The sequence below is a fragment of the Streptomyces sp. NPDC054842 genome (assembly GCF_053611025.1).
Genome location: NZ_JBSGZN010000057.1, coordinates 1 through 18,853 on the forward strand (window position 1 = coordinate 1; position 18,853 = coordinate 18,853).

Sequence of the window (18,853 nt, forward strand, 5' to 3'; positions counted from 1 at the left end):
TGGGCGCGGCGCGGGGGGGGGGGGGGGGGGGGGGGGGGGGCGGGGGCGGGGGGGGGGGGGGGCGGCGGGGGGGGGGGGGGGGGGGGGGGGCCCCGCCCCCCCCCCGGGGGCCCCCCCCGCGCCGCCGCGTGCCCGTGCCGTGCGCGACACTGACCCCCCAGGGTGACCGGCGGCGCGGGAGGGCGGACAACCGTGACAGGCAGGGCAGGCAAGGCACTTGTGCTCGGCGGCGGAGGCCACGCCGGGATCGGCTGGCTGGCGGGGATCCTCTACGGGCTCGGCGAGGCCGGCGTCGACCTGGGCGACGCCGACGTGGTGATCGGCACGTCCGCCGGGTCCTCGGTCGGCGCCCAGCTCACCTCCGGCGAGCTGACGCTGGAGGGGCTCTACCGGCGCCAGCTCGTCCCGCCCGCCGCCGAGACCGCCGGACGGCTGGGTCCCGCGCGGATCCTCCGTTTCGTCTGGCCCGCGCTGACCTCGCGCACACCCGAGGAGTACGGCCGCAAGCTCGGCCGGATGGCCCTCGCGGCGGACACCGCCTCCGAGGCGAAGCGCCGCGCGGCCATCGAGAGCCGGCTCGTCTCGCCCGAGTGGCCCGACCGCGCCCTGCTGATGCCCGCCGTGGACACGGCGACCGGCGAACTGCGCGTCTTCGGCAAGGACAGCGGCGTCGCCCTCGCGGACGCCGTGGCCGCGAGCTGCGCCGTCCCGGGCGTCTGGCCGCCGGTCACCATCGGCGGCCGCCGGTACACCGACGGCGGCATCCACTCCGCGGCCAACGCCCACTTGGCCGCCGGGTACGAGCGCGTGGTCGTCCTCGCGCCCCTGGCCGTCGGCGGCGGGCCCCTGGTCCCGGCCGCCGTGCAGGGCCGCAGGCTGGCGGAGGCCGGGGCGCGCGTGGCCGTCGTCACGCCCGACCGGGCGGCGCGGCGGGCGTTCGGGCGCAACCCGCTGGACCCGGCCGTACGGGCCGGAGCGGCGCGAGCCGGCCTCGACCAGGCACGGGCGCACTCGACGGAGGTCGCGGAAGTCTGGCGGGGCTGAGCCGGGAGCGCCGGAGCGGGGAGGGCGCGGGCCGTCCGGGCGGCCGGTGGCGGGAAGGAGCCGGCCGGCCTCAGCGGGGAGGCGGCTCGGCCGTCCGGGGCGGCCGGTGGGAAGGACCCGGCCCACCGGGGTGCGCGAGCGACGGCACAATGGAGCCGTGGACGAGCCGATACCCGTGACGCGGGACGTGGATCACGGGACCGCCAAGCTGATGCCGGACGTCGACCGGCGGCGGGCCTGGCTGCTCACGGTTGACGGGGCTCCGCAGTCGTACGTCGACCTGGACGCCCCGGAACACCTGGAGTTCGAGTACGCGCGACGGCTCGGGCACGTGCTGGACACGGTCGCGGAACCGGGACGGCCGCTGGACGTCGTGCACCTCGGCGGCGGCGCCCTCACCCTGCCCCGCTATCTCGCGGCGACCCGGCCCGGCTCACGCCAGGACGTCGTGGAGGCCGACCGCGCGCTGCTCTCCCTCGTGACCGAGCACCTGCCCCTGCCCGAGGCGGCGGGCATCACGCTGCACGGCGCGGACGCCCGCACCTGGCTGGAGGCCGCCGCGCCCGCCTCGGCGGACGTCGTGCTCGCGGACGTCTTCGGGGGCTCGCGCGTCCCGGCGCACCTGACGTCCGTGGCCTACGCCCGCGCCGCCGGACGTGCCCTGCGCTCCGACGGCGTCTACCTGGCCAACCTCGCCGACGCGGCGCCCTTCGCTTTTCTCCGCTCCCAACTGGCCACCTTCTCCTCGGTGTTCGAGGAGCTGGCACTCATCGCGGAACCGGGCGTGCTGCGCGGCCGCCGGTTCGGCAACGCCGTGCTCGTGGCGTCCCACCGGCCCCTCGACACCGCCGCCCTCGCCCGCCGCACCGCCTCCGACGCCTTCCCCGCCCGCGTCGAACACGGCTCCGCGCCGCGGGAGTTCATCGGCGGCGCGGCTCCCGTGCACGACGAGGACGCCGTGCCCTCACCCGAGCCGCCCGACGGAGCCTTCGGCATCGGCTGACCCGCGTACGGCGTCCATGCCGTCGCCGCCCGCGTCGGGAAGGGCGAAGGCCGCCGCCATCGGAGGGCCTTGGCCGCCCGGGCGCGTGCCGCCCGCGGCGGCGGTCGGCCGGGACGGGTTCGGGCCGGCCGGGGAGGGGCGGCGACGGGGAGTGCCGGCTGCACTGGTCGCCCGCCGGCCGTCCCCGCCGCGTCCCGGTCCGTCGAGCCGACCGCTGTCAGGCGCCCGGCCCGCCGCGCCCCGGGGTTGTCGGACGGCGGCTCAGGACTCCTCGGGGTCGCCGTGCAGCCGCACCGTGGAGGCGATCTTCTGTATGGTCGCGTCCGGCACCTCGTCCTTGACGCCCTTGGCCCCGTAGAAGGTGAAGGAGGCGAAGTCACCCGCCGAGTTCTTGAAGGCGAACGTGGTCGCCTTGCCCTCGGTGGCGCACTTGTTGTCCTTCTTGACCCCGCGCGTGTAGCTCGTCGCGATGCTGCCCTTGAGGCCCGACGCCGAGGTGAAGTCCTTGGCCTTGCCGATCACGATCTTCTTCTCGTCGGCCTTGGTCTGGTCCGTGTAACCGGCCCAGGCCCAGGTCGCGGAGTCACTGCGGGCGGCCTGCGCCGTGCTCTTGGCGCCGCTCTGGCCCTTGGTGCCGGCCGCCGCGAGCTCGGTGTCGTCCTTCGTGCCGTCCTTGTCCTCGTCGGTCGTGCACCACTTCTCCTTGAGGAAGGCGGGTGCCGACATGCCGACGACCGCGGAGCCGTCCTCCTTCTGGGCGTCCTCGAAGCCGATGAAGGTGCCGGGGGTGCGCACCTCCCACTCCGCCGGAACGTCGAACGCCGTCCCCCACTTGGGGTTGATGACGACCTTCCATCCGGCGACGGTCGGCTTCTCGTCGTCGGTGCCGCGCGGGTTGCCACCCGTGGCCGACTCGCTCGGCTTCTCGCTGGCGGTGGCGGACGGCTTGGTGCTCTTGCCGTCGGCCTCGTCGTCCTTGTCGCCGCCGAGGACCAGCACGCCGGTGACAGCGGCGGTCACGACCACGGCGGAAGCGGCCACGATCGCGACGACCTTCGTGCTCTTCCCGCCACCGTGCGACGGCTGGGGCGCGCCCGCGGGGGCGGGAGCGCCCCACTGTCCCGAGCCCGGCTGCTGCTGGTACGGGTTGGGCTGCTGATACCCCGGCTGCTGGTATCCCGGTTGCTGGTACGGGTTCGGCTGCTGGTACCCCGACTGCTGGTACGGGTTCTGGTTCTGGTCCTGCGGGTTCTGCTCGCCCCCGGGCGGCTGCTGTCCTGGCCACATGGGCAGTAACCCTAGTGCCGCCCGTGACACGTTTGGGTCACTGCCTCTCGTCAGACCTGTACCGGGCGCGGGCACCTCCGCCCGCCGGGAGGGGTCGGTCACCCCTTTTCCGGGGGTTCCGCCGCAATCACGTGCCGGGGCGGGGGCGGGGATCGCCGACGGGTCCTGGTCAAAGTTTGCTACTCGTGGGTAACATCAGCGCATGAGCGCAGACCAGATGTCGATCGGCGAGATGCTCGCCGCCACCGTGCCGATGGCCAGGACCCTGAACCTGGAGTTCCTGGAGACCACGCCGGAGAAGGCAGTGGTCGCCCTGCCGGACCAGGGCGAGTACCACAACCACGTCGGCGGCCCGCACGCCGGAGCGATGTTCACGCTCGGCGAGTCGGCGAGCGGCGCGATCGTCCTCGCGGCGTTCGGGGAGCAGCTCTCGCGCGCCGTGCCGCTCGCCGTCAGCGCCGAGATCGCGTACAAGAAGCTCGCCATGGGCCCCGTCACGGCCACCGCGACGCTGGGCCGCCCGGCCGCCGAGGTCGTCGCCGAACTCGACGCGGGGCAGCGTCCCGAGTTCCCGGTCGCCATCGCCATCCAGCGCGAGGACGGTGCCGTCACCGGCGAGATGACCGTCGTGTGGACGCTCCGCCCGAACGGCTGAGCGTGCGGCCTGCGCGATCGCCACTCCCTGGCTCCCTGGAATGTGGGCCAGGGAGCGCCCAGGGAGAATCGATCAGTGCGTCAGGGCCTCGTCGAGGTACTCCCGCACCGGCTCGAACACCCCACCCGGCACCAGGCGGGCCAGATCTTCGAGGTCCGCCCACGCCACTTCTGCGACCTCCCGCGGCGACGCCACGTGCGCCCGGCCCGACAGGAGCCGGCAGGCCACATAGACCACCTGCCACCCAGTGACCGGATGAATCCGTTCACCGAGTACCGACAAGGGCTCGACGGTCACGCCCGCCTCCTCCAGCGCCTCGCGTGCCGCGGCCTCGGGCGGCCTCTCGCCCGCCTCGACCTTCCCCGACGGGAACGTCCACACCAGCGACCCCACGGCAACAGCGCGACGGACCAGCAACACCCGACCCGCGTCCACCACCACCGCACCGGCAACCAACCCGCCGCTCACCGCAGACAACCTCGACTCCATCTCCACAACGGGCGATCACCGCATGCCGCGACGACGGCACAAACATCATGCCGAGCATCAACCTTGCAGGCCTCGTCGACTGGATCGAGTCGCGCGACCTGCCCGCCACCGCGCTCACGGTTGGGGCTGCCGTCCTCGTCGCGGACCTGGCCTAGGCGCACAGGGCCGCAGCACGGGGGAGTTGTCGGTTGCTGGCTTCATGCCGGACTGGCACGTCGCCGCTGGTTATGGGCCGGGCACCGTGACTCCTCTTGAAGGCGAGCCGACGTGCTCACAGGCCAGATCATCTCGCTCTACGACGCCCACAGCTTCATGGCAGGGGAACTGCTGGAGATGCTCGTGGCCGTCCTTTTGCTCAGGCGAGGACGAGACTAGCCAGGCATCACACGCCGCTTCCTCGCCACGGCGGGGCAGCGGCGTGTTTGGCCACGTAGGGGTGAGGTCGCCTACTGCTCGGCGGGCCTGTACGTGGCACTGTCCGGCTCGGTCTTCACGATGAGGCCGGTGGCGGCGACATCCCGGAGCGCTTGCCGGGCCCGCTTCTCTTGCTGCCGCCGGTCCCCATTCGCGCGACCGGCGTCCTGCAACGCCGTGACGGCACGGCGCGTGTCCCAGGTGCCGCCGAGCGCACGAATGACATTCGCGAGAACCTCCTGATGCGTTAGGAGGAGAGGCGCTACAACTCCCATGGAGGGGCCGATGGCGTCGGGTTCAGGCATGCCGAAGGGCGCCGGCCCGATAGCGGAACAACCGCTCACAACGGGGCCGCCGGTGGCCACGAAGGCGCTCTCGCGGCCGTCGGGCATGCGGAGGATTCCCGGGAAGGCATCACTGAGATCGACTCCAGACTCTTCGTCGAGGAGTGTGATGGCGCCAGCCCACGTGCTGTCCTGGTCGGACTCCCGGTTGTCGGTTCGCGTCGGGTCGTACCGCAGCACTAGGGATGCGGTGACTTCAGCTTCACGTCCGTCTGTGAAGACGACCGTCGCGGGACCGACGTAGCGCTGTCGGCCGTCGCCGAGGTGGAAGGGTGCTCGTTCTGCCATGCCGGGAGGCTAGCCCCGAAGATGTGCGGGCGCGCTCGGGTCAACCGATCCGGACAACTGGGCAGCGCACAACGTGTCCGTATGTGCCGATCGTTTGAGGCGTCCCTGGGTGAGGGCTCGCGGTGCACAGTGTCTCAAAGGATCGCGGGGTGCGGCCGGTTGACCGACCGTGCCGCGTGACCGCGCCCCCACTCCTTCCGCTGCGGCGGGGGAGTGGGGCGACTGTCGTGCTGGGGCAGTTGGCCGATGAGTAGCTCAGCCGACCTTCTTCCAGGTCTTGCATCCCGTCGTCTTGAACGCTCCATCACTGCTGGAGATGGTGACGGTGGTCGGCCCTTCGGAGTTGTCGTTCGCGATGATGTCGTTGAAGCTGCCCGACGTTCCCTTCAACCGCGCCCAGTAGCAGTTCGGGATCACCGACTCCTCGGCACCCGCCGTCTTGTAGGTGCCCGGCTTGACGTCGGCCCCGACAACGAAAGTGCCATCGCCCGGAATGGTGGCGGCCTTCGGTGCGGGCTTCTTCTTCGGCTCGGCTGTCTTCGTCTTCGTGACGGTGACCGTCGGCTGCGGCTCCGCCTTCTTGGCCTTGTTGGTTGCCGTCCCAGCGGTCTTCGTGATGGTCACGGTGGGCGGCGGCTTCGAGGCGGCGCCCGCCTTCTGCGCTTCGCTGTCGGATGAGCCGATCCCGACTCCGATGAAGAGGATCACCAGCGCCGCCGGAATGACGACTCGCTTCCGCGCCCACTTCGGCTTCGACGGCCCAGGCTGACCAGGGGGCGGCCCGAAGGGCGCCGGGCCAGGGAAGGGTGGTTGGGCAGGTGGCGGCTGGTTGTACGACATAGTCCCCCCAGGGATGGTCCTTGGAGGGACGAACGTAAGGGTGCAGGTGAAAGTTTTGTAAGAGTTGTGGAGTCAGGGTGATGAAACCGTAACGAAATATGAACGTTCAATGAACCATCGGGGTTGTGCGGCCCGGGTCGGCTCGCTGTCAACTAGTGGATCTTTAGAGCCGGTTTGCGTAACGCTCCCCTGGGGGTGGCTCGTTGCTCGGCCGCCCCCGAGCGGCCGGTGAAGAGAGGCGCACGTATCGCTGGACTCCCGCGCGGACCCTCCGCCGGTGCGCGGGTGGGTCGCCGGCCCCGTCACCCTCCGATCTCACCTCCCGCCAGGGCGCCTCGCTGGTTTCGTCGTTGTCGTTGACACGAGTCACCGGCGGTCATAGTTTTCGCGCCGTACCCGTGGTGTCTGACGGGCTGTCAAGTGGGCGTCGGCGCATAGTGCGTGCAAGGGCCGGACGCGGCTGCCGTCGGCACGCGTACACGCGGTCCACGACGACGTGCCCGCGCACAGAAGGAGTGACGGCCCATGTCCCCCTCCCTTTCCCGGCGTTCCACCCTGCGGCTGCTGGGCAGCGCCGTCGCGGTCGCCGCGGCGGCCACCGGAACCGGCGCCGCGGACCACGCGTACGCGTCCACGCGAAGGGGCGACGCGCCCGCGAACCGGCGGGTCGAAAGCCTGGTCGCCCGGCTCACCCTCGACGAGAAGATCTCCCTCCTGCACGGCGCCACCGACCCCGATCCGCTCGGGCAGGCCGGATACGTCCCCGGGGTCCCCCGCCTCGGCATCCCCCCGCTCCGGCTGGCCGACGGCCCCGCCGGTGTCCGCGTCACCCGCCACGCCACCGCCCTGCCCGCCCCCGTGCTGCTCGCCGCCGCCTTCGACCCGGACCTCGCCCGCCGCTACGGCCAGGTCATCGGCCGCGAGGGCCGGGCGCTCGGCCAGGACGTGCTGCTGTCGCCGATGGTCAACCTCGTCCGCACCCCGTACGCGGGCCGCAACTTCGAGACGTTCGGCGAGGACCCGCTGGCCGCCGGCGACCTGGTCGCCGCCGAGATCCGCGGCATCCAGGGCGAGGGACTCGTCGCGACCGTCAAGCACTTCGCGCTGAACAACCAGGAGAAGGACCGCATGTCCGTCGACGTGCGGGTCGGCGAGCAGACGCTGCACGAGGTCGAACTGCGCGCCTTCGAGGCCGCCGTCGACGCGGGCGTGGGCGCCGTCATGGGCGCCTACAACAAGGTGAACGGCACGTTCGCCTGCGAGAACCGGCCGCTGCTCACCGACGTCCTGCGCGAGCGGTGGGGTTTCGAGGGCTGGGTGATGACCGACTGGTTCGCCGCCCACAGCACCGCCGCCTCGATCACCGCCGGACTCGACATGGAGATGCCGGACGGGACCTACTTCGGCGCGCCGCTGAAGAAGGCCGTACGGGACGGCGGCGTGTCCGAGCGGTACGTCGACCGGGCCGTACGGCGCGTCCTGACCGTGATGGACCGCTTCGGGCTCCTCGACGGCAGTGCCCGGCCCCGCCCGGAGCGGGACCCGGAGGCGGGCGCGGCCGTCGCCCTGGAGGTCGCCAAGGCCGGGGCCACCCTCCTGCGCAACGAGGACCGGGCGCTGCCCCTGACCGGCGCCGCCGCGCGGAGCATCGCCGTCGTCGGTCCCACCGGCGCCGTCCCGTTCGTCAGCGGCGGGGGCAGCGCGCACGTCGTCCCCGACCGCGCCGAAAGCCCCCTGGACGCCATCCGGGCCCGCGCGGGCCGCGGCGCCCACGTGTCGTACGCGCTCGGCGAGGACCTCTACGGCAAGCCGCTGCCGGACCGCGCGCTGGACGGCGCCGTCGACCCGGAGGGCCAGGACGTCCCGGCCGGGCGGACCTGGACCTACGAGGGGACCCTGACCGTCGCGGACGCCGACGAGTGGACCCTCGTCGTCCACTACTCCGGCGAGCGGCCCGAGGTCGTCCTCGACGGCGAGGACCTCTACCCCGTGCAGCCCGGATACGCCGAGTACTTCCAGGGCGGCCTCGTCACCACCGCGCCCGACGGGCTGTCCGTGCGCCGCCGGACGCTGCGGCTCGGCGCGGGCGCGCACAAGCTCGAGATCACCGCGAAGGGCGGCGAGCGGGGCCAGGTGTTCCGGCTGCGGCGTGTCACCGGCGCCACCCGGGCGCAGGACGTCGTCGAGGCGGTCCGGGCCGCCCGTGCCGCGCGGAGCGTCGTCCTCTTCGCCTACGAGGACGCGACCGAGGGCCAGGACCGCACCACGATCGCCCTGCCCGGCCACCAGGCGCAGCTGATCGAGGCGGTGACGGCGGCGAACCCCCGCACCACCGTCGTCCTCAACACCTCGTCCTCGACGGCGATGCCGTGGCTGGGGCGGACCGCCGCCGTGCTCCAGATGTACTACCCCGGCCAGGAGGGCGCCGCCGCCACCGCCGCCGTCCTGTTCGGCGACTGCGACCCGGGCGGGCGGCTGACCCAGACCTTCCCGGTGGACGACGCCCACCACCCGGTCGCCGGCGACCCGCTCCGCTACCCGGGCGGCGACGGCGTCGAGGAGTACTCGGAGGGCGTCCACGCCGGCTACCGCTGGTACGACGCGCAGGACGTGCGCCCGCTCTTCCCCTTCGGGCACGGACTGTCGTACACCTCCTTCGCCTACGAGGACCTGCGGGTACGCCGGAGCCGGCGCGGCCTGGACGTGACGTTCACCGTGCGCAACACCGGGCGGCGCGACGGCGTCGAGGTGGCGCAGGTCTACGTCGGCCCGTCGCCCGAGCTGCGGCTCGACCAGGCCGTGCGGATCCTCGGCGGCTACCGGCGCCTCGCCCTGCGCGCGGGGGAGCGGCGCCGGGTGAGCGTGACGGTGACACGGCGCACCCTCTCCTCGTGGGACGCGAAGCGTCACGGCTGGGTCCTCGGCACCGGCCGCCGTACGGTCTGGGCGGGCTCGTCCTCGCGTGACCTGCGGCTGCGTACGACCGCGGAGGTGACGAGCTGAGACACCGAACCGCCGCCGTCCTCACCGCTCCCGCCCGGCACAGGCGGCCCGCCGGTCGCCCCGCGCACCGGGGGCACCGGTGCGGCCTCCGGGACTCGGCCCCCCGGGCCCGAGCGGGTAGGCTGCCCGGCGGGCGCCCGGGGGGAGGGCGCGCGCCGGGGGACCCGCACAGCGGGAAGCCCGGACCATGCACAGCGATACGGGAGGAACCGGCGTTGCACGTCCAGGAATGGCTCGAGACGGTGCCCGCGGTCAGCATCTACGCGCTCGTGGGACTGGTCATCGGACTGGAGAGCCTGGGCATCCCGCTGCCCGGCGAGATCATCCTGGTCTCCGCGGCGCTCCTCTCCTCCCAGCACGCCGGCATCAACCCGGTCGTCCTCGGCGTCTGCGCCAGCGTGGGCGCGATCGTCGGTGACTCCATCGGCTACGCGATCGGCCGCAAGGGCGGACGCCCGCTGCTCGCCTGGCTGGGCGGGAAGTTCCCCAGGCACTTCAGCGAGGGGCACATCGCCACCGCCGAGCGGTCCTTCGAGAAGTGGGGGATGTGGGCGGTCTTCTTCGGCCGCTTCGTCGCCCTGCTCCGCATCTTCGCGGGCCCGCTCGCGGGCGTGCTGCGGATGCCGTACTGGAAGTTCCTCATCGCCAACGTGCTCGGCGGGATCCTCTGGGCGGGCGGCACGACCGCGGTCATCTACTACGTCGGTGTCGTCGCCGAGTCCTGGCTCAAGCGGTTCTCCTGGCTCGGGCTCGTGGTGGCGCTGCTCATCGGGGTCACCTCGCTGCTGATCGTCCGGCGCAAGACGAAGCAGGCGACCGCCCACGCCGAGGCCGCGGGGGCCCCGGCGGCCGGGGCCCCCGCGGTCGAGCCGGAGCCCGTTCCGGCCCCCGCCGCCGACTGACCGGACGGTCCGCTCTCAGCTCTCCTCGTGCGCGGCCCGGTGCGTCCTGGCCAGCTCCACGTAGAAGGCGCCGTTCAGCGCGATGCCCTCGCATTCCTCGGCGGTCAGCTCCCGCTTGACCTTGGCCGGCACGCCCGCGACGAGGGAGCCCGGCGGCACCCGCATCCCCTGCGGTACCAGCGCCTGCGCCGCCACCAGCGAGCCCGCGCCGATCACCGCCCCGTTCAGCACCGTGGCGCCCATCCCGATCAGGCAGTCGTCCTCGACGGTGGCTCCGTGCACCACGGCGTTGTGCCCGACCGACACGCGCTCGCCGATGGTCACGGGGAAGCCGGGGTCGACGTGGAGCGTGCAGTTGTCCTGGATGTTGCTGTCGGCGCCGACGACGATCGGGCCGCCGTCGGCGCGCAGCACGGCGCCGTACCAGAGGCTCGCGCCCGCGCCCAGCGTCACCTCGCCCAGCACCACGGACGTCGGGGCAGTGAACGCCTCCGGGTCGACCTGGGGTTCCTTGCCGCCCACTGCCGCGATCAGCGCCTGGTGCGTCATCGCACTCTCCTTGTTCCTCTTGTCCCCGATGGGCCTCGTCACCGGCACCGTAGGCGATGGGCGCGGGGCCGGGACGGCCGGGTGGGGCGAAGATCACAGGTGCCCGGCCGGGTGCCCGCACGGCACGCTGAGTACCGTGAGCGGGTGCCCACGAGCAAGAACACGTTCTCATCATGGCGGCGCCGCCTCGCGCAGCGCGCCGTCCACGCGGGCTGGGCCTGGGTGCAGCGCACCGGCGCGGTCACGGCCGCGCGGCCGGGCCGGTTCCGGTTCGGCGCGATGGGGACCGGCACGCGTCTCGCGTTCCCGCTGGGCACGGTCTTCGGCGAGCCCTGGATCCACCTCGGCGCGCACTGCATCATCGCCGAGCAGGTCACGCTGACCGCCGGTCTGATGCCCGACCTGGACCTCGGTCCCGACCCGATCCTGCGCATCGGGGACGGTGTCGTCCTCGGCCGGGGCAGCCACGTCATCGCGGACACGACGGTCACGATCGGCAGCGACTGCTACTTCGGGCCGTACGTGTACGTGACCTCCACGAACCACTCGTACGACGATCCGCACGAGCCCATCGGGAAGCAGTGGCCGCGGATGGACCCGGTGTCCATCGGGCCCGGGTGCTGGATAGGGACGGGGGCCGTGATCCTGCCGGGGGCGCGGATCGGCCGCAACGTCGTGGTCGCCGCGGGTGCGGTGGTGCGCGGGACGGTTCCCGACCACGCGGTCGTGGCCGGGGCCCCGGCGAGGGTCGTACGGCGCTGGGACGCGCGGCTCGGCTGGCAGCCGCCGCTGCGGACGCCGGCGCCGGTGCCGATCCCGGACGGGGTGACCCCGGAGCAGCTGCTCGCGCTCTCGGACCTGGGCGCCGAGGAGATCACCCGCCTCACGGAGCTGGACGCGGAGGCGATGGCCCGGGTCACGGAGCCGGGCGCGGAGGCCGAGGACGCGCGGGCGGAGTCCTGACGGTCCCGCCGTCCGGCTCCTGAGCGGACGGCCCGGTCGCCGGGCCATTCCTTGCCCCGGGGAGCGTCCTCGGCGTCGCGTCGGCCCCGGTCAGCCGGTGGCGAGCAGGACCGTGCCGATCAGGGCCAGGCCCGCGCCGGCCGCTTGGATCCCGCGGAGCCGTTCGCTGAGGAGGCCGCGGGCCGCGAGCGCCGTGACCACCGGGTAGAGCGAGGCGAGCACCGCCGCCACGGTGACCGGACCGAGCTGGGCCGCGGTCGCGTACGTACCGTTCGCCGCGACATCGGCGAGTCCGACGAAGGCGAGAGCGGGCAGCGCGCCGCGGACGACGGCTGCCCCGCCGTCCTCGGGGAGCGCCCTGGCGCCCCGCCGGACGGAGACCCAGAGGGCCGCGCCGCCCGCCGCCACATTCGTGACGCGCTGCACGAACAGGGCGAGGAAGAGGCCGGTGAGCGTCGAGGACGCCTCGGCGATCAGCGACATCACGCCGCCGAAACCGAACGCGGCGAGCAGGGTCAGCAGCACCGCCTGGCGCTGCACGGCGGCGCCCCTGAACTGCGGGCCGCCGGCCAGCACGACCCCGGCGACGGCGACCGCGATGCCCGCGAACTGCAGGACGCCCGGACGCTCGCCCAGCACCAGGCCCACACCGACCGGCACGGCGACGCCCAGGGACCCCAGCGGGGAGACGACGCCCATCGGGCCGAGCGCCAGCGCCTTGTAGAAGGCGAGCATCGCGACCGGGCCGACCAGACCCGCGGCGACCGCGAACCACAACTGCGGCCCCGCCTCCCGCCACCCGCCCGTCGCCACCACGATCACCCCGAGGACTCCCGCCGCGATGGTCTGCGAGACCACGACCACGGTCAGCGCGGGCATGCGCCGGGTCAGCAGTCCGCCGCCGAAGTCGGCCAGGCCCCACAGGAGGCTGGTGGCCAGGGCGAAGAGTGCTGTCATGGGTCGCCTCGCAGTACAGTGCAGTGAACAATCCGGTGCACCACACCGTAGTGCAGCACAATGAACTCTGTCATCCAGAATATTGGACGGAATGTGTCGGACCTCGACCTGCTGAACCAGTCCCTGGCGCGCAACGTCAAGCGCTGGCGCACCGAGCGGGGCTTCACTCTGGAGGCGCTCGCCGCCCGGGCGGGGGTCAGCCGCGGCATGCTCATCCAGATCGAGCAGGCCAGGACCAACCCCAGCATCGGCACGGTCGTCAAGATCGGTGACGCCCTCGGGGTCAGCATCACGACCCTGCTCGACTACGAGCAGGGGCCCAAGGTCCGTATCGTCCCGGCCGAGCAGGCGGTGCGGCTGTGGCACACCGACGCGGGCAGCTTCAACCGGCTGCTCGCGGGCACGGAGGCGCCGGGCCCGCTGGAGATGTGGGACTGGCGGCTGATGCCGGGCGACGGCAGCGACTCCGACCCGCATCCCGGCGGCACGGTCGAACTGATCCACGTCACGGCGGGCGAACTGACGCTCACGCTCGACGGGGTCGCCCACCGGGTCCCCACCGGCGCCAGCGTGTCCTTCGAGGCCAACGTCCCCCACACGTACGGCAACCAGGGTGACGAGCCACTGGAAATGATCATGGCCGTGTCGGTGCCGCCCGTGCACTGAGACGCCCGAGAGGGGCCGTCCGCAGGGCTGTTAGCGTGCGGGCATGCGCGCACCCATCGGAGACTTCGACACCGCCACGCCTGTACCGGACTGCCTCGACGTGCTCACGGCCCCGGTCGCCGACGCCGTGCGCCGCTGGAGCGGCAGCGTGCCCGCCGACCGGATCCTTTACGTCGACACCGAGCCGGAGTGGGCGGACACGGCCGTCTTCGTGGAGCACTACGGCAAGGACCTGCTCGACCGGTCCGCCAACTGCGTGGTCGTCGCGGGCAGGCGCGGCGGCGAGACCACGTTGGCCGCCTGTGTCGCGCTCTCGGCCACCCGCGTCGACGTCAACGGCGCGGTGCGGCGCCAACTCGGCGCGCGCAAGGCGTCGTTCGCCCCGATGGAGACCGCGACCGGGGAGACCGGCATGGAGTACGGCGGCATCACGCCCCTCGGGCTGCCGGACGCGTGGCCGGTGCTCGTGGACTCGGCGGTCGTCGACCTGCCGTACGTCCTGGTCGGAAGCGGGCGGCGGCGCGGGAAGCTGCTGGTGCCGGGGAAGGCGTTCGCCGAACTGCCCAACGCGGTGGTGCTGGAGGGGCTGGGCGTCGCCTGACCTCGCGCCGGAACCGGCGGACGCCTCGCGTCAGGGCGTGAACGCCCACCAGGGGTACGGCAGTTGTGCCGTACCCCTGTGTCGTCTGCGGTGCCGGGCGTCCGGCGGGCGCGCTCGTCAGGCGGCGGCGGGCGCGGCCTGCGCGGTCAGCTGCCGGAGGACCTCGGTCAGGCCCGTCACGACCTCGTCGTCGTCGGCCGGGTGCGTCTCGGCGAACCGGGTCACGGAGCCGGGGATGGACAGCTTGACGTCCTCCAGCACCGTGCCGCCGGCGATGCCCGCGGCCTTGCGGGCCTCGTCCTGCGCCCAGACGCCGCCGAACTGGCCGAACGCGGTGCCGACCACGGCGACCGGCTTGCCGCCGAGCGCACCGGCGCCGTACGGGCGGGACAGCCAGTCGATCGCGTTCTTCAGCACGGCCGGCATGGTGCCGTTGTACTCGGGGGAGAAGAGCAGGAAGCCGTCGGCCTGCGCGGCGGAGGCGCGCAGCCGGGCGGCGGCGGCCGGCACGTCGCCCTCGACGTCGATGTCCTCGTTGTAGAAGGGCACGTCGGCCAGCCCTTCGAACAGCTCGATCTCGACGCCCTCCGGGGCGTGCTTCACGGCGGCCTCGGCGAGCTGGCGGTTGTGCGAACCGGCGCGAAGGCTGCCGACGAGCGCCAGGATGCGGACGGACATGGGGGACTCCTCAGAGAGCGGGTCAAGGCGGTGTGCGGCGGGGGGCGGCCCGCACCGGGCCCAGGCTCCGCGGCTAAGCGGACCGGGGTCCGGTACGATTTCTATCACTGAAACGGACCAGGGTCCACTTTCCCTGGTGAGCGCTACGCTGGTGTCATGACCTCGCTCCCGCCGCCCCCGCCCCCGACCGCGCACGACGCCCAGGCCGGGCTGCTGGAGCTCACCCTGACCCCGGTGGACGAGCCGCCCCAGCTCAGGGCCGACGCCGCCCGCAACCGCTCGCGGCTGCTGGAGGTCGCGGCCCGGCTGGCGTCCGAACGCGGCGCCGCCAACCTCACGATGGAGGCCGTCGCCCTGGCCGCGCAGGTCGGCAAGGGCACCGTCTTCCGGCGGTTCGGCGACCGGACCGGACTGCTCATGGCGCTCCTGGACCACTACGAGAAGCAGGTCCAGGCCGCCTTCCTCACCGGTCCGCCGCCGCTGGGCCCCGACGCCCCGCCCCTGGAGCGCCTGCGGTCGTTCGGGGCGGCCGTCATCCGCCACGAACAGGTCCACCACGACCTCTATCTGGCCGCCCACGCGGAAGCGGGACGCCGCCACACCTCGCCCGCGTACGGCCTTCGGCTGACCCATGTCTCCCTGCTGCTGCGGCAGGTACGGGTGGGCGGCGACATCGAACTCGTCGCGCACACCCTGCTCGGCTACCTCGACCCGACACTCGTCCACCACCTGGTCACCCGGCGGGGCGTGTCGCTGGAGCGCGTCGAGGCGGGCTGGTACGACCTCGTGGACCGCTACACGGCACAGGGCTGAGTCGGCGGCCCACCCGCTGACGGCCGTACTCCCGCCCCAGCCACGGGAGTTGACGGGCGGGAGTCGATGATGGACCCATGACGACTCCCAGCAGAAGAGGCGACTTCTTCGTCCCTGCCGGCGCCGCCACCGGCCCGGACCCGCGGCAGACCGGCCCGGCGACCGGTGACGAACGGGTCCTGCTCACCGGCTTCCTCGCCGCCCAGCGCGCGACACTGGAACTCAAGTGCGCCGGACTGGACGACGACGTGTGCCGGCGCTCGGTGCCGCCGTCGACGCTGTCGCTGCTCGGGCTCGTGCGGCACCTCGCCGACGTGGAGCGCCGCTGGTTCCGGGCGGTGATGGCCGGGCAGGACGCGCCGGCCCGCTTCTCCTCGGCGGCCGACCCGGACGGTGACTTCGGCGGCGCGGTGCCCGGTCCGGCCGTGGCGGCGGAGGCATGGGCGGCGTGGCGCGCCGAAGTGGCGTTCGCCGAGGACTTCGTGACGGACGCCCCCCACCTCGACGTCGAGGGCCACGACTCCTGGCGCGGCACGGTGTCCCTGCGCTGGGTCCTCGTCCACATGATCGAGGAGTACGCCCGTCACAACGGCCACGCCGACCTGCTCCGCGAGCGGATCGACGGCGCGATCGGAATCTGAGGCGGCCGGAAGGCGTCCCGCGCGGGGCCGGCTAGCCCAGTCTGCCGATCTCGATCGCCGGGCAGCGGTCCATGACCATGTCCCGGCCCGCCGCGCGGGTGCGCTCGTAGGCCGCCTCGTCGACGACCCCGAGCTGGAACCAGACGGCGTCGGCGCCGATCGCCACCGCCTCGTCGGCGACGGGTCCCGCGAGGTCGCTGTTCACGAACACGTCCACCACGTCGACCTTGAAGGGGATGTCCGACAGGGACGCGTAGCCCTGCTCGCCGTGGACCGTCTCGGCCTTGGGGTGAACGGGGACGATCCGCTTGCCGTAGCGCTGGAGCACGGCCGCGACGCCGTACGCCGCCCGCTGCTGGTTCGGCGACAGGCCCACGATCGCCCACGTGTCGCCGAGCTCCGTGAGGATCTTGCGGATCGTTGCCGGGTCGCCGTGCACGGTCGGCCTCCTAGGGGTCCCAGTGAAGAACGTTCAGCCGGGGAACGGTCCGGGGGACGCGATGATTCCCCGACGTCGCGGAGTCCTCCGTAGCCGTGTCCCGCACGGCTTCGGGGCGACGGCAGGCGCACTCGGGGCAGCGGGCCGCGCCCCGCTGTCCGGTCGCCGCAGCCCGCCTCGGGGAAGGGTGCCGTCCCGCGCCGCGGGGCCGGCGGCGCCCCCGGCCGAGCCGCACCCCAGGTGCGCCGCCTGTCCGGAATGGCGCCCACCGCCCTGCACGCGGGCCGTCCCCCGCCTACGCTCACCCCGTGCTGCGAATCACCGATGCCCGAACCGGCGAGTCCACGGACGCCGTCGCCGCCCCCCGGGGCCTGACCCGCGTGGAGGCGCACGTGACGGGAGCCGACACCGCGGCCCTGCGCGTCCTGCTGGTGGCCGACGTACTGGCCCGGGCCCTGGAGATCGGCAAGACCCCCGTCGTCACGGTCGCCGATCCACCCCCCGAACTCCGCGCCCTCGCCCTGGAACTCGGCATCCGGCCGCCCGAGGGCCGCGCCGCGCCCGGCGGCCAGAGCGTGCACGTCATCGGGGCGGACGCCGCCGGCCGGGACCCGGTCCCCGCGGACGGCATCCACGTCGAGGTCGCCCCGGCCCGCGGCACCGCCGACCCCGGCGTGCTGCGGCTCGCCCTCCTCGCCCGGCCGCGCCGGGAGCCCGCCGACCTCGACGACGAGACGGTGGCCCTGGCCGCGGAACAGCTGGCCCGGTGGCGCAAGGCCGTCGCGACCTGGGCCACCCGTCCCTCCAAGCCCGTCCCCGAGCACGTCAAGCAGCAGCTGCGGGCCGCCTGGGAGGACGACCTGGACGTGCCCGCCGTCCTGCGGGTGCTGCACGGGGTGGAAGACGCGGAGGACATCCCGGACGGCGCCCGCTTCGAGACGTACGCCTACGCGGACCGGCTCCTCGGACTCGAACTCACCCGGGACATCGGGACATCGGGATGATCGCCCGCACCGGGGCGGGACCTCTTCGCCGGCTCGTCGTGCTGCGGCACGCCAAGTCCGCCTGGCCCGACGGCGTACCCGACCACGAACGGCCGCTCGCGCCGCGGGGCCGCCGTGACGCCCCGGCCGCGGGACGCGCGCTCACCGCGGCGGACTGCCTGCCCGACCTCGTGCTCTGCTCCACCGCCGTACGCGCCCGCCGCACCTGGGACCTCGTCGCGGCGCAGTGGGGCACGCCCCCGCCCGTGCGGCTCGATCCGCGGCTGTACGGGGCCGGCACCGGCGACCTGCTGGAGGCCGTGGGCGAGGTGCCGGACCCGGTGCGGACCCTGCTGCTCGTCGGGCACAACCCGGGACTGGAGGAGCTGGTGCTCGCCCTCGCCGCGGACGGTGTCGACGAGACGCTGGAGCAGGTGCGGACGAAGTTCCCGACCTCGGCCGTGGCGATCCTCGCCTGGCACGGCAACACCTGGCGGGACCTCGCGCCCGGCACCGCCCTGCTGACGGACATGACGGTCCCGCGCGGCGGACGACCCGACGACCGGCACTGACCCGACCGCCGGCCCGCGCCGGCGGTCCCGGGCACGGTGATCCGCGGGCAGGGGCACCGCATACGCTGGCGGAATGCAGGACGAGTACCGCACAGTGGCCCGCGCGGGCGTGCACGAGACCGAGATCAGCCGCTCGCGCTTCCTCTGCGCGCTCGCTCCCGCCGCCACCGAGCAGGAGGCCCAGGACTTCGTCGCCGGCGTCCGCAGGCGGCACGCGGACGCCACGCACAACTGCTACGCCTACGTCATCGGAGCCGACGCCGCCGTGCAGAAGGCGAGCGACGACGGCGAACCGGGCGGCACCGCGGGCGTCCCCATGCTCCAGATGCTGCTGCGCCGCGACATGCGGTACGTCGTCGCGGTCGTGACCCGCTACTACGGAGGCGTCAAGCTCGGGGCCGGCGGACTCATCAGGGCCTACGGAGGCGCCGTCGGCGAGGCGCTGGACGCGGTCGGGACGCTGACCCGCAGACGGTTCCGGCTGGCGACCGTGACCGTGGACCACCAGCGCGCCGGCAAGCTGGAGAACGAGCTGCGGTCCACCGGACGCACCGTGCGCGAGGTGGCCTACGGCGAGGCGGTCACCATCGGGATCGGCCTGCCGGACGCCGACGTGGAGGCGTTCCGGTCCTGGCTGGCAGACGTCACAGCCGGGACAGCAGGGTTCGAACTGGGCGGAGAGGCATATGGGGACGCATAACGGGCCGATACGGGAGTAGCCG

Annotated in this window: 21 protein-coding genes; 13 read left to right on the forward strand and 8 right to left on the reverse strand. The window is 73.5% G+C overall.

The features are described 5' to 3' along the window. Nucleotides 1-192 precede the first annotated feature (192 nt). A complete protein-coding gene (locus ACWGIS_RS31545) occupies nucleotides 193-1,044 on the forward strand; it encodes a patatin-like phospholipase family protein (protein WP_453365902.1) in 852 nt (283 codons plus the stop codon). A 157-nt stretch (nucleotides 1,045-1,201) separates the two neighbouring features. Next, nucleotides 1,202-2,047, forward strand: a complete 846-nt coding sequence (locus ACWGIS_RS31550; RefSeq protein ID WP_453365903.1) for a spermidine synthase — start codon at nucleotides 1,202-1,204, stop codon at nucleotides 2,045-2,047. A 261-nt stretch (nucleotides 2,048-2,308) separates the two neighbouring features. On the opposite strand, the gene ACWGIS_RS31555 is transcribed toward ACWGIS_RS31550, so the two are convergent. Next, entirely contained in the window at nucleotides 2,309-3,334 is a 1,026-nt protein-coding gene (locus ACWGIS_RS31555; protein ID WP_453365904.1) for a hypothetical protein, read from the reverse strand. Between the two features lie 217 nt (nucleotides 3,335-3,551). Between ACWGIS_RS31555 and ACWGIS_RS31560 the strand changes: the two genes are divergently transcribed. Further along, nucleotides 3,552-3,989: a DUF4442 domain-containing protein gene (locus ACWGIS_RS31560; RefSeq protein ID WP_453365944.1), complete on the forward strand. Its 438-nt coding sequence runs from the start codon at nucleotides 3,552-3,554 to the stop codon at nucleotides 3,987-3,989. Between the two features lie 72 nt (nucleotides 3,990-4,061). Here the strand turns inward: ACWGIS_RS31560 and ACWGIS_RS31565 are convergent, their stop codons facing one another. The 3 genes from ACWGIS_RS31565 to ACWGIS_RS31575 form a co-directional block, all read right to left on the reverse strand. Beyond that, entirely contained in the window at nucleotides 4,062-4,457 is a 396-nt protein-coding gene (locus tag ACWGIS_RS31565) for an NUDIX hydrolase (protein ID WP_453365945.1), read from the reverse strand. Nucleotides 4,458-4,924: 467 nt separating this feature from the next. Further along, entirely contained in the window at nucleotides 4,925-5,524 is a 600-nt protein-coding gene (locus ACWGIS_RS31570) for a hypothetical protein (protein WP_453365905.1), read from the reverse strand. Nucleotides 5,525-5,779: 255 nt separating this feature from the next. Next, the gene (locus ACWGIS_RS31575) at nucleotides 5,780-6,364 is read right to left on the reverse strand and encodes a hypothetical protein (protein WP_453365906.1); all 585 of its coding nucleotides are present in this window, start codon (nucleotides 6,362-6,364) and stop codon (nucleotides 5,780-5,782) included. Nucleotides 6,365-6,889: 525 nt separating this feature from the next. On the opposite strand from ACWGIS_RS31575, the gene ACWGIS_RS31580 reads away from it, so the two are divergent. After that, nucleotides 6,890-9,367, forward strand: coding sequence for a beta-glucosidase (locus tag ACWGIS_RS31580; RefSeq protein ID WP_453365907.1), 2,478 nt, complete (start codon nucleotides 6,890-6,892; stop codon nucleotides 9,365-9,367). A gap of 215 nt (nucleotides 9,368-9,582) precedes the next feature. Continuing rightward, the gene (locus tag ACWGIS_RS31585; protein ID WP_453365908.1) at nucleotides 9,583-10,269 is read left to right on the forward strand and encodes a DedA family protein; all 687 of its coding nucleotides are present in this window, start codon (nucleotides 9,583-9,585) and stop codon (nucleotides 10,267-10,269) included. 15 nt (nucleotides 10,270-10,284) lie between these two features. Here ACWGIS_RS31585 and ACWGIS_RS31590 read toward each other — a convergent pair whose 3' ends face one another. Next, nucleotides 10,285-10,818, reverse strand: coding sequence for a gamma carbonic anhydrase family protein (locus ACWGIS_RS31590; RefSeq protein ID WP_453365909.1), 534 nt, complete (start codon nucleotides 10,816-10,818; stop codon nucleotides 10,285-10,287). 144 nt (nucleotides 10,819-10,962) lie between these two features. On the opposite strand from ACWGIS_RS31590, the gene ACWGIS_RS31595 reads away from it, so the two are divergent. Further along, nucleotides 10,963-11,781, forward strand: a complete 819-nt coding sequence (locus ACWGIS_RS31595; RefSeq protein WP_453365910.1) for an acyltransferase — start codon at nucleotides 10,963-10,965, stop codon at nucleotides 11,779-11,781. A gap of 90 nt (nucleotides 11,782-11,871) precedes the next feature. On the opposite strand, the gene ACWGIS_RS31600 is transcribed toward ACWGIS_RS31595, so the two are convergent. Next, nucleotides 11,872-12,738: an EamA family transporter gene (locus ACWGIS_RS31600; RefSeq protein ID WP_453365911.1), complete on the reverse strand. Its 867-nt coding sequence runs from the start codon at nucleotides 12,736-12,738 to the stop codon at nucleotides 11,872-11,874. Nucleotides 12,739-12,831: 93 nt separating this feature from the next. Here ACWGIS_RS31600 and ACWGIS_RS31605 point away from each other — a divergent pair, with 93 nt between their 5' ends. After that, on the forward strand, nucleotides 12,832-13,404 hold the full coding sequence (locus ACWGIS_RS31605; RefSeq protein WP_453365946.1) for a helix-turn-helix domain-containing protein: 573 nt from the start codon (nucleotides 12,832-12,834) through the stop codon (nucleotides 13,402-13,404). 43 nt (nucleotides 13,405-13,447) lie between these two features. Beyond that, nucleotides 13,448-14,005 carry a YbaK/EbsC family protein gene (locus ACWGIS_RS31610; protein WP_453365912.1) on the forward strand — a complete coding sequence of 186 codons (558 nt, stop codon included), beginning with the start codon at nucleotides 13,448-13,450 and terminating at the stop codon, nucleotides 14,003-14,005. 117 nt (nucleotides 14,006-14,122) lie between these two features. On the opposite strand, the gene ACWGIS_RS31615 is transcribed toward ACWGIS_RS31610, so the two are convergent. After that, nucleotides 14,123-14,683, reverse strand: a complete 561-nt coding sequence (locus ACWGIS_RS31615) for an NAD(P)H-dependent oxidoreductase (RefSeq protein ID WP_453365913.1) — start codon at nucleotides 14,681-14,683, stop codon at nucleotides 14,123-14,125. A 156-nt stretch (nucleotides 14,684-14,839) separates the two neighbouring features. Between ACWGIS_RS31615 and ACWGIS_RS31620 the strand changes: the two genes are divergently transcribed. Together ACWGIS_RS31620 and ACWGIS_RS31625 are read left to right on the forward strand one after the other, a co-directional pair. Next, nucleotides 14,840-15,496 (forward strand): TetR/AcrR family transcriptional regulator, encoded by a 657-nt coding sequence (locus ACWGIS_RS31620; protein ID WP_453365914.1) that lies wholly within the window; start codon nucleotides 14,840-14,842, stop codon nucleotides 15,494-15,496. Between the two features lie 77 nt (nucleotides 15,497-15,573). Next, nucleotides 15,574-16,137 carry a DinB family protein gene (locus tag ACWGIS_RS31625; protein ID WP_453365915.1) on the forward strand — a complete coding sequence of 188 codons (564 nt, stop codon included), beginning with the start codon at nucleotides 15,574-15,576 and terminating at the stop codon, nucleotides 16,135-16,137. A gap of 31 nt (nucleotides 16,138-16,168) precedes the next feature. Here ACWGIS_RS31625 and ACWGIS_RS31630 read toward each other — a convergent pair whose 3' ends face one another. Beyond that, nucleotides 16,169-16,576, reverse strand: a complete 408-nt coding sequence (locus ACWGIS_RS31630; protein ID WP_453365916.1) for a CoA-binding protein — start codon at nucleotides 16,574-16,576, stop codon at nucleotides 16,169-16,171. Between the two features lie 308 nt (nucleotides 16,577-16,884). On the opposite strand from ACWGIS_RS31630, the gene ACWGIS_RS31635 reads away from it, so the two are divergent. The 3 genes from ACWGIS_RS31635 (at nucleotide 16,885) to ACWGIS_RS31645 (ending at nucleotide 18,831) form a co-directional block, all read left to right on the forward strand. Then, complete coding sequence (locus ACWGIS_RS31635; protein WP_453365917.1) at nucleotides 16,885-17,580, forward strand: hypothetical protein; 696 nt, start codon at nucleotides 16,885-16,887, stop codon at nucleotides 17,578-17,580. Then, the gene (locus ACWGIS_RS31640; RefSeq protein WP_453365918.1) at nucleotides 17,577-18,131 is read left to right on the forward strand and encodes a SixA phosphatase family protein; all 555 of its coding nucleotides are present in this window, start codon (nucleotides 17,577-17,579) and stop codon (nucleotides 18,129-18,131) included. Before ACWGIS_RS31635 ends, ACWGIS_RS31640 begins: the two co-directional genes overlap by 4 nt. 73 nt (nucleotides 18,132-18,204) lie before the next feature. Further along, a complete protein-coding gene (locus ACWGIS_RS31645) occupies nucleotides 18,205-18,831 on the forward strand; it encodes a YigZ family protein (protein WP_453365919.1) in 627 nt (208 codons plus the stop codon). The last annotated feature ends 22 nt before the right edge of the window (nucleotides 18,832-18,853 follow it).

What these genes read in the sequence shown, in the direction of transcription:
- ACWGIS_RS31555 (WP_453365904.1), bottom strand. Translation starts at nt 3,334, where the DNA reads ATGTGGCCAGGACAGCAGCCGCCCGGGGGCGAGCAGAACCCGCAGGAC.
- ACWGIS_RS31560 (WP_453365944.1), top strand. Translation starts at nt 3,552, where the DNA reads ATGTCGATCGGCGAGATGCTCGCCGCCACCGTGCCGATGGCCAGGACC.
- ACWGIS_RS31570 (WP_453365905.1), bottom strand. Translation starts at nt 5,524, where the DNA reads ATGGCAGAACGAGCACCCTTCCACCTCGGCGACGGCCGACAGCGCTAC.
- ACWGIS_RS31575 (WP_453365906.1), bottom strand. Translation starts at nt 6,364, where the DNA reads ATGTCGTACAACCAGCCGCCACCTGCCCAACCACCCTTCCCTGGCCCG.
- ACWGIS_RS31580 (WP_453365907.1), top strand. Translation starts at nt 6,890, where the DNA reads ATGTCCCCCTCCCTTTCCCGGCGTTCCACCCTGCGGCTGCTGGGCAGC.
- ACWGIS_RS31590 (WP_453365909.1), bottom strand. Translation starts at nt 10,818, where the DNA reads ATGACGCACCAGGCGCTGATCGCGGCAGTGGGCGGCAAGGAACCCCAG.
- ACWGIS_RS31600 (WP_453365911.1), bottom strand. Translation starts at nt 12,738, where the DNA reads ATGACAGCACTCTTCGCCCTGGCCACCAGCCTCCTGTGGGGCCTGGCC.
- ACWGIS_RS31610 (WP_453365912.1), top strand. Translation starts at nt 13,448, where the DNA reads ATGCGCGCACCCATCGGAGACTTCGACACCGCCACGCCTGTACCGGAC.
- ACWGIS_RS31615 (WP_453365913.1), bottom strand. Translation starts at nt 14,683, where the DNA reads ATGTCCGTCCGCATCCTGGCGCTCGTCGGCAGCCTTCGCGCCGGTTCG.
- ACWGIS_RS31620 (WP_453365914.1), top strand. Translation starts at nt 14,840, where the DNA reads ATGACCTCGCTCCCGCCGCCCCCGCCCCCGACCGCGCACGACGCCCAG.
- ACWGIS_RS31625 (WP_453365915.1), top strand. Translation starts at nt 15,574, where the DNA reads ATGACGACTCCCAGCAGAAGAGGCGACTTCTTCGTCCCTGCCGGCGCC.
- ACWGIS_RS31640 (WP_453365918.1), top strand. Translation starts at nt 17,577, where the DNA reads ATGATCGCCCGCACCGGGGCGGGACCTCTTCGCCGGCTCGTCGTGCTG.
- ACWGIS_RS31645 (WP_453365919.1), top strand. Translation starts at nt 18,205, where the DNA reads ATGCAGGACGAGTACCGCACAGTGGCCCGCGCGGGCGTGCACGAGACC.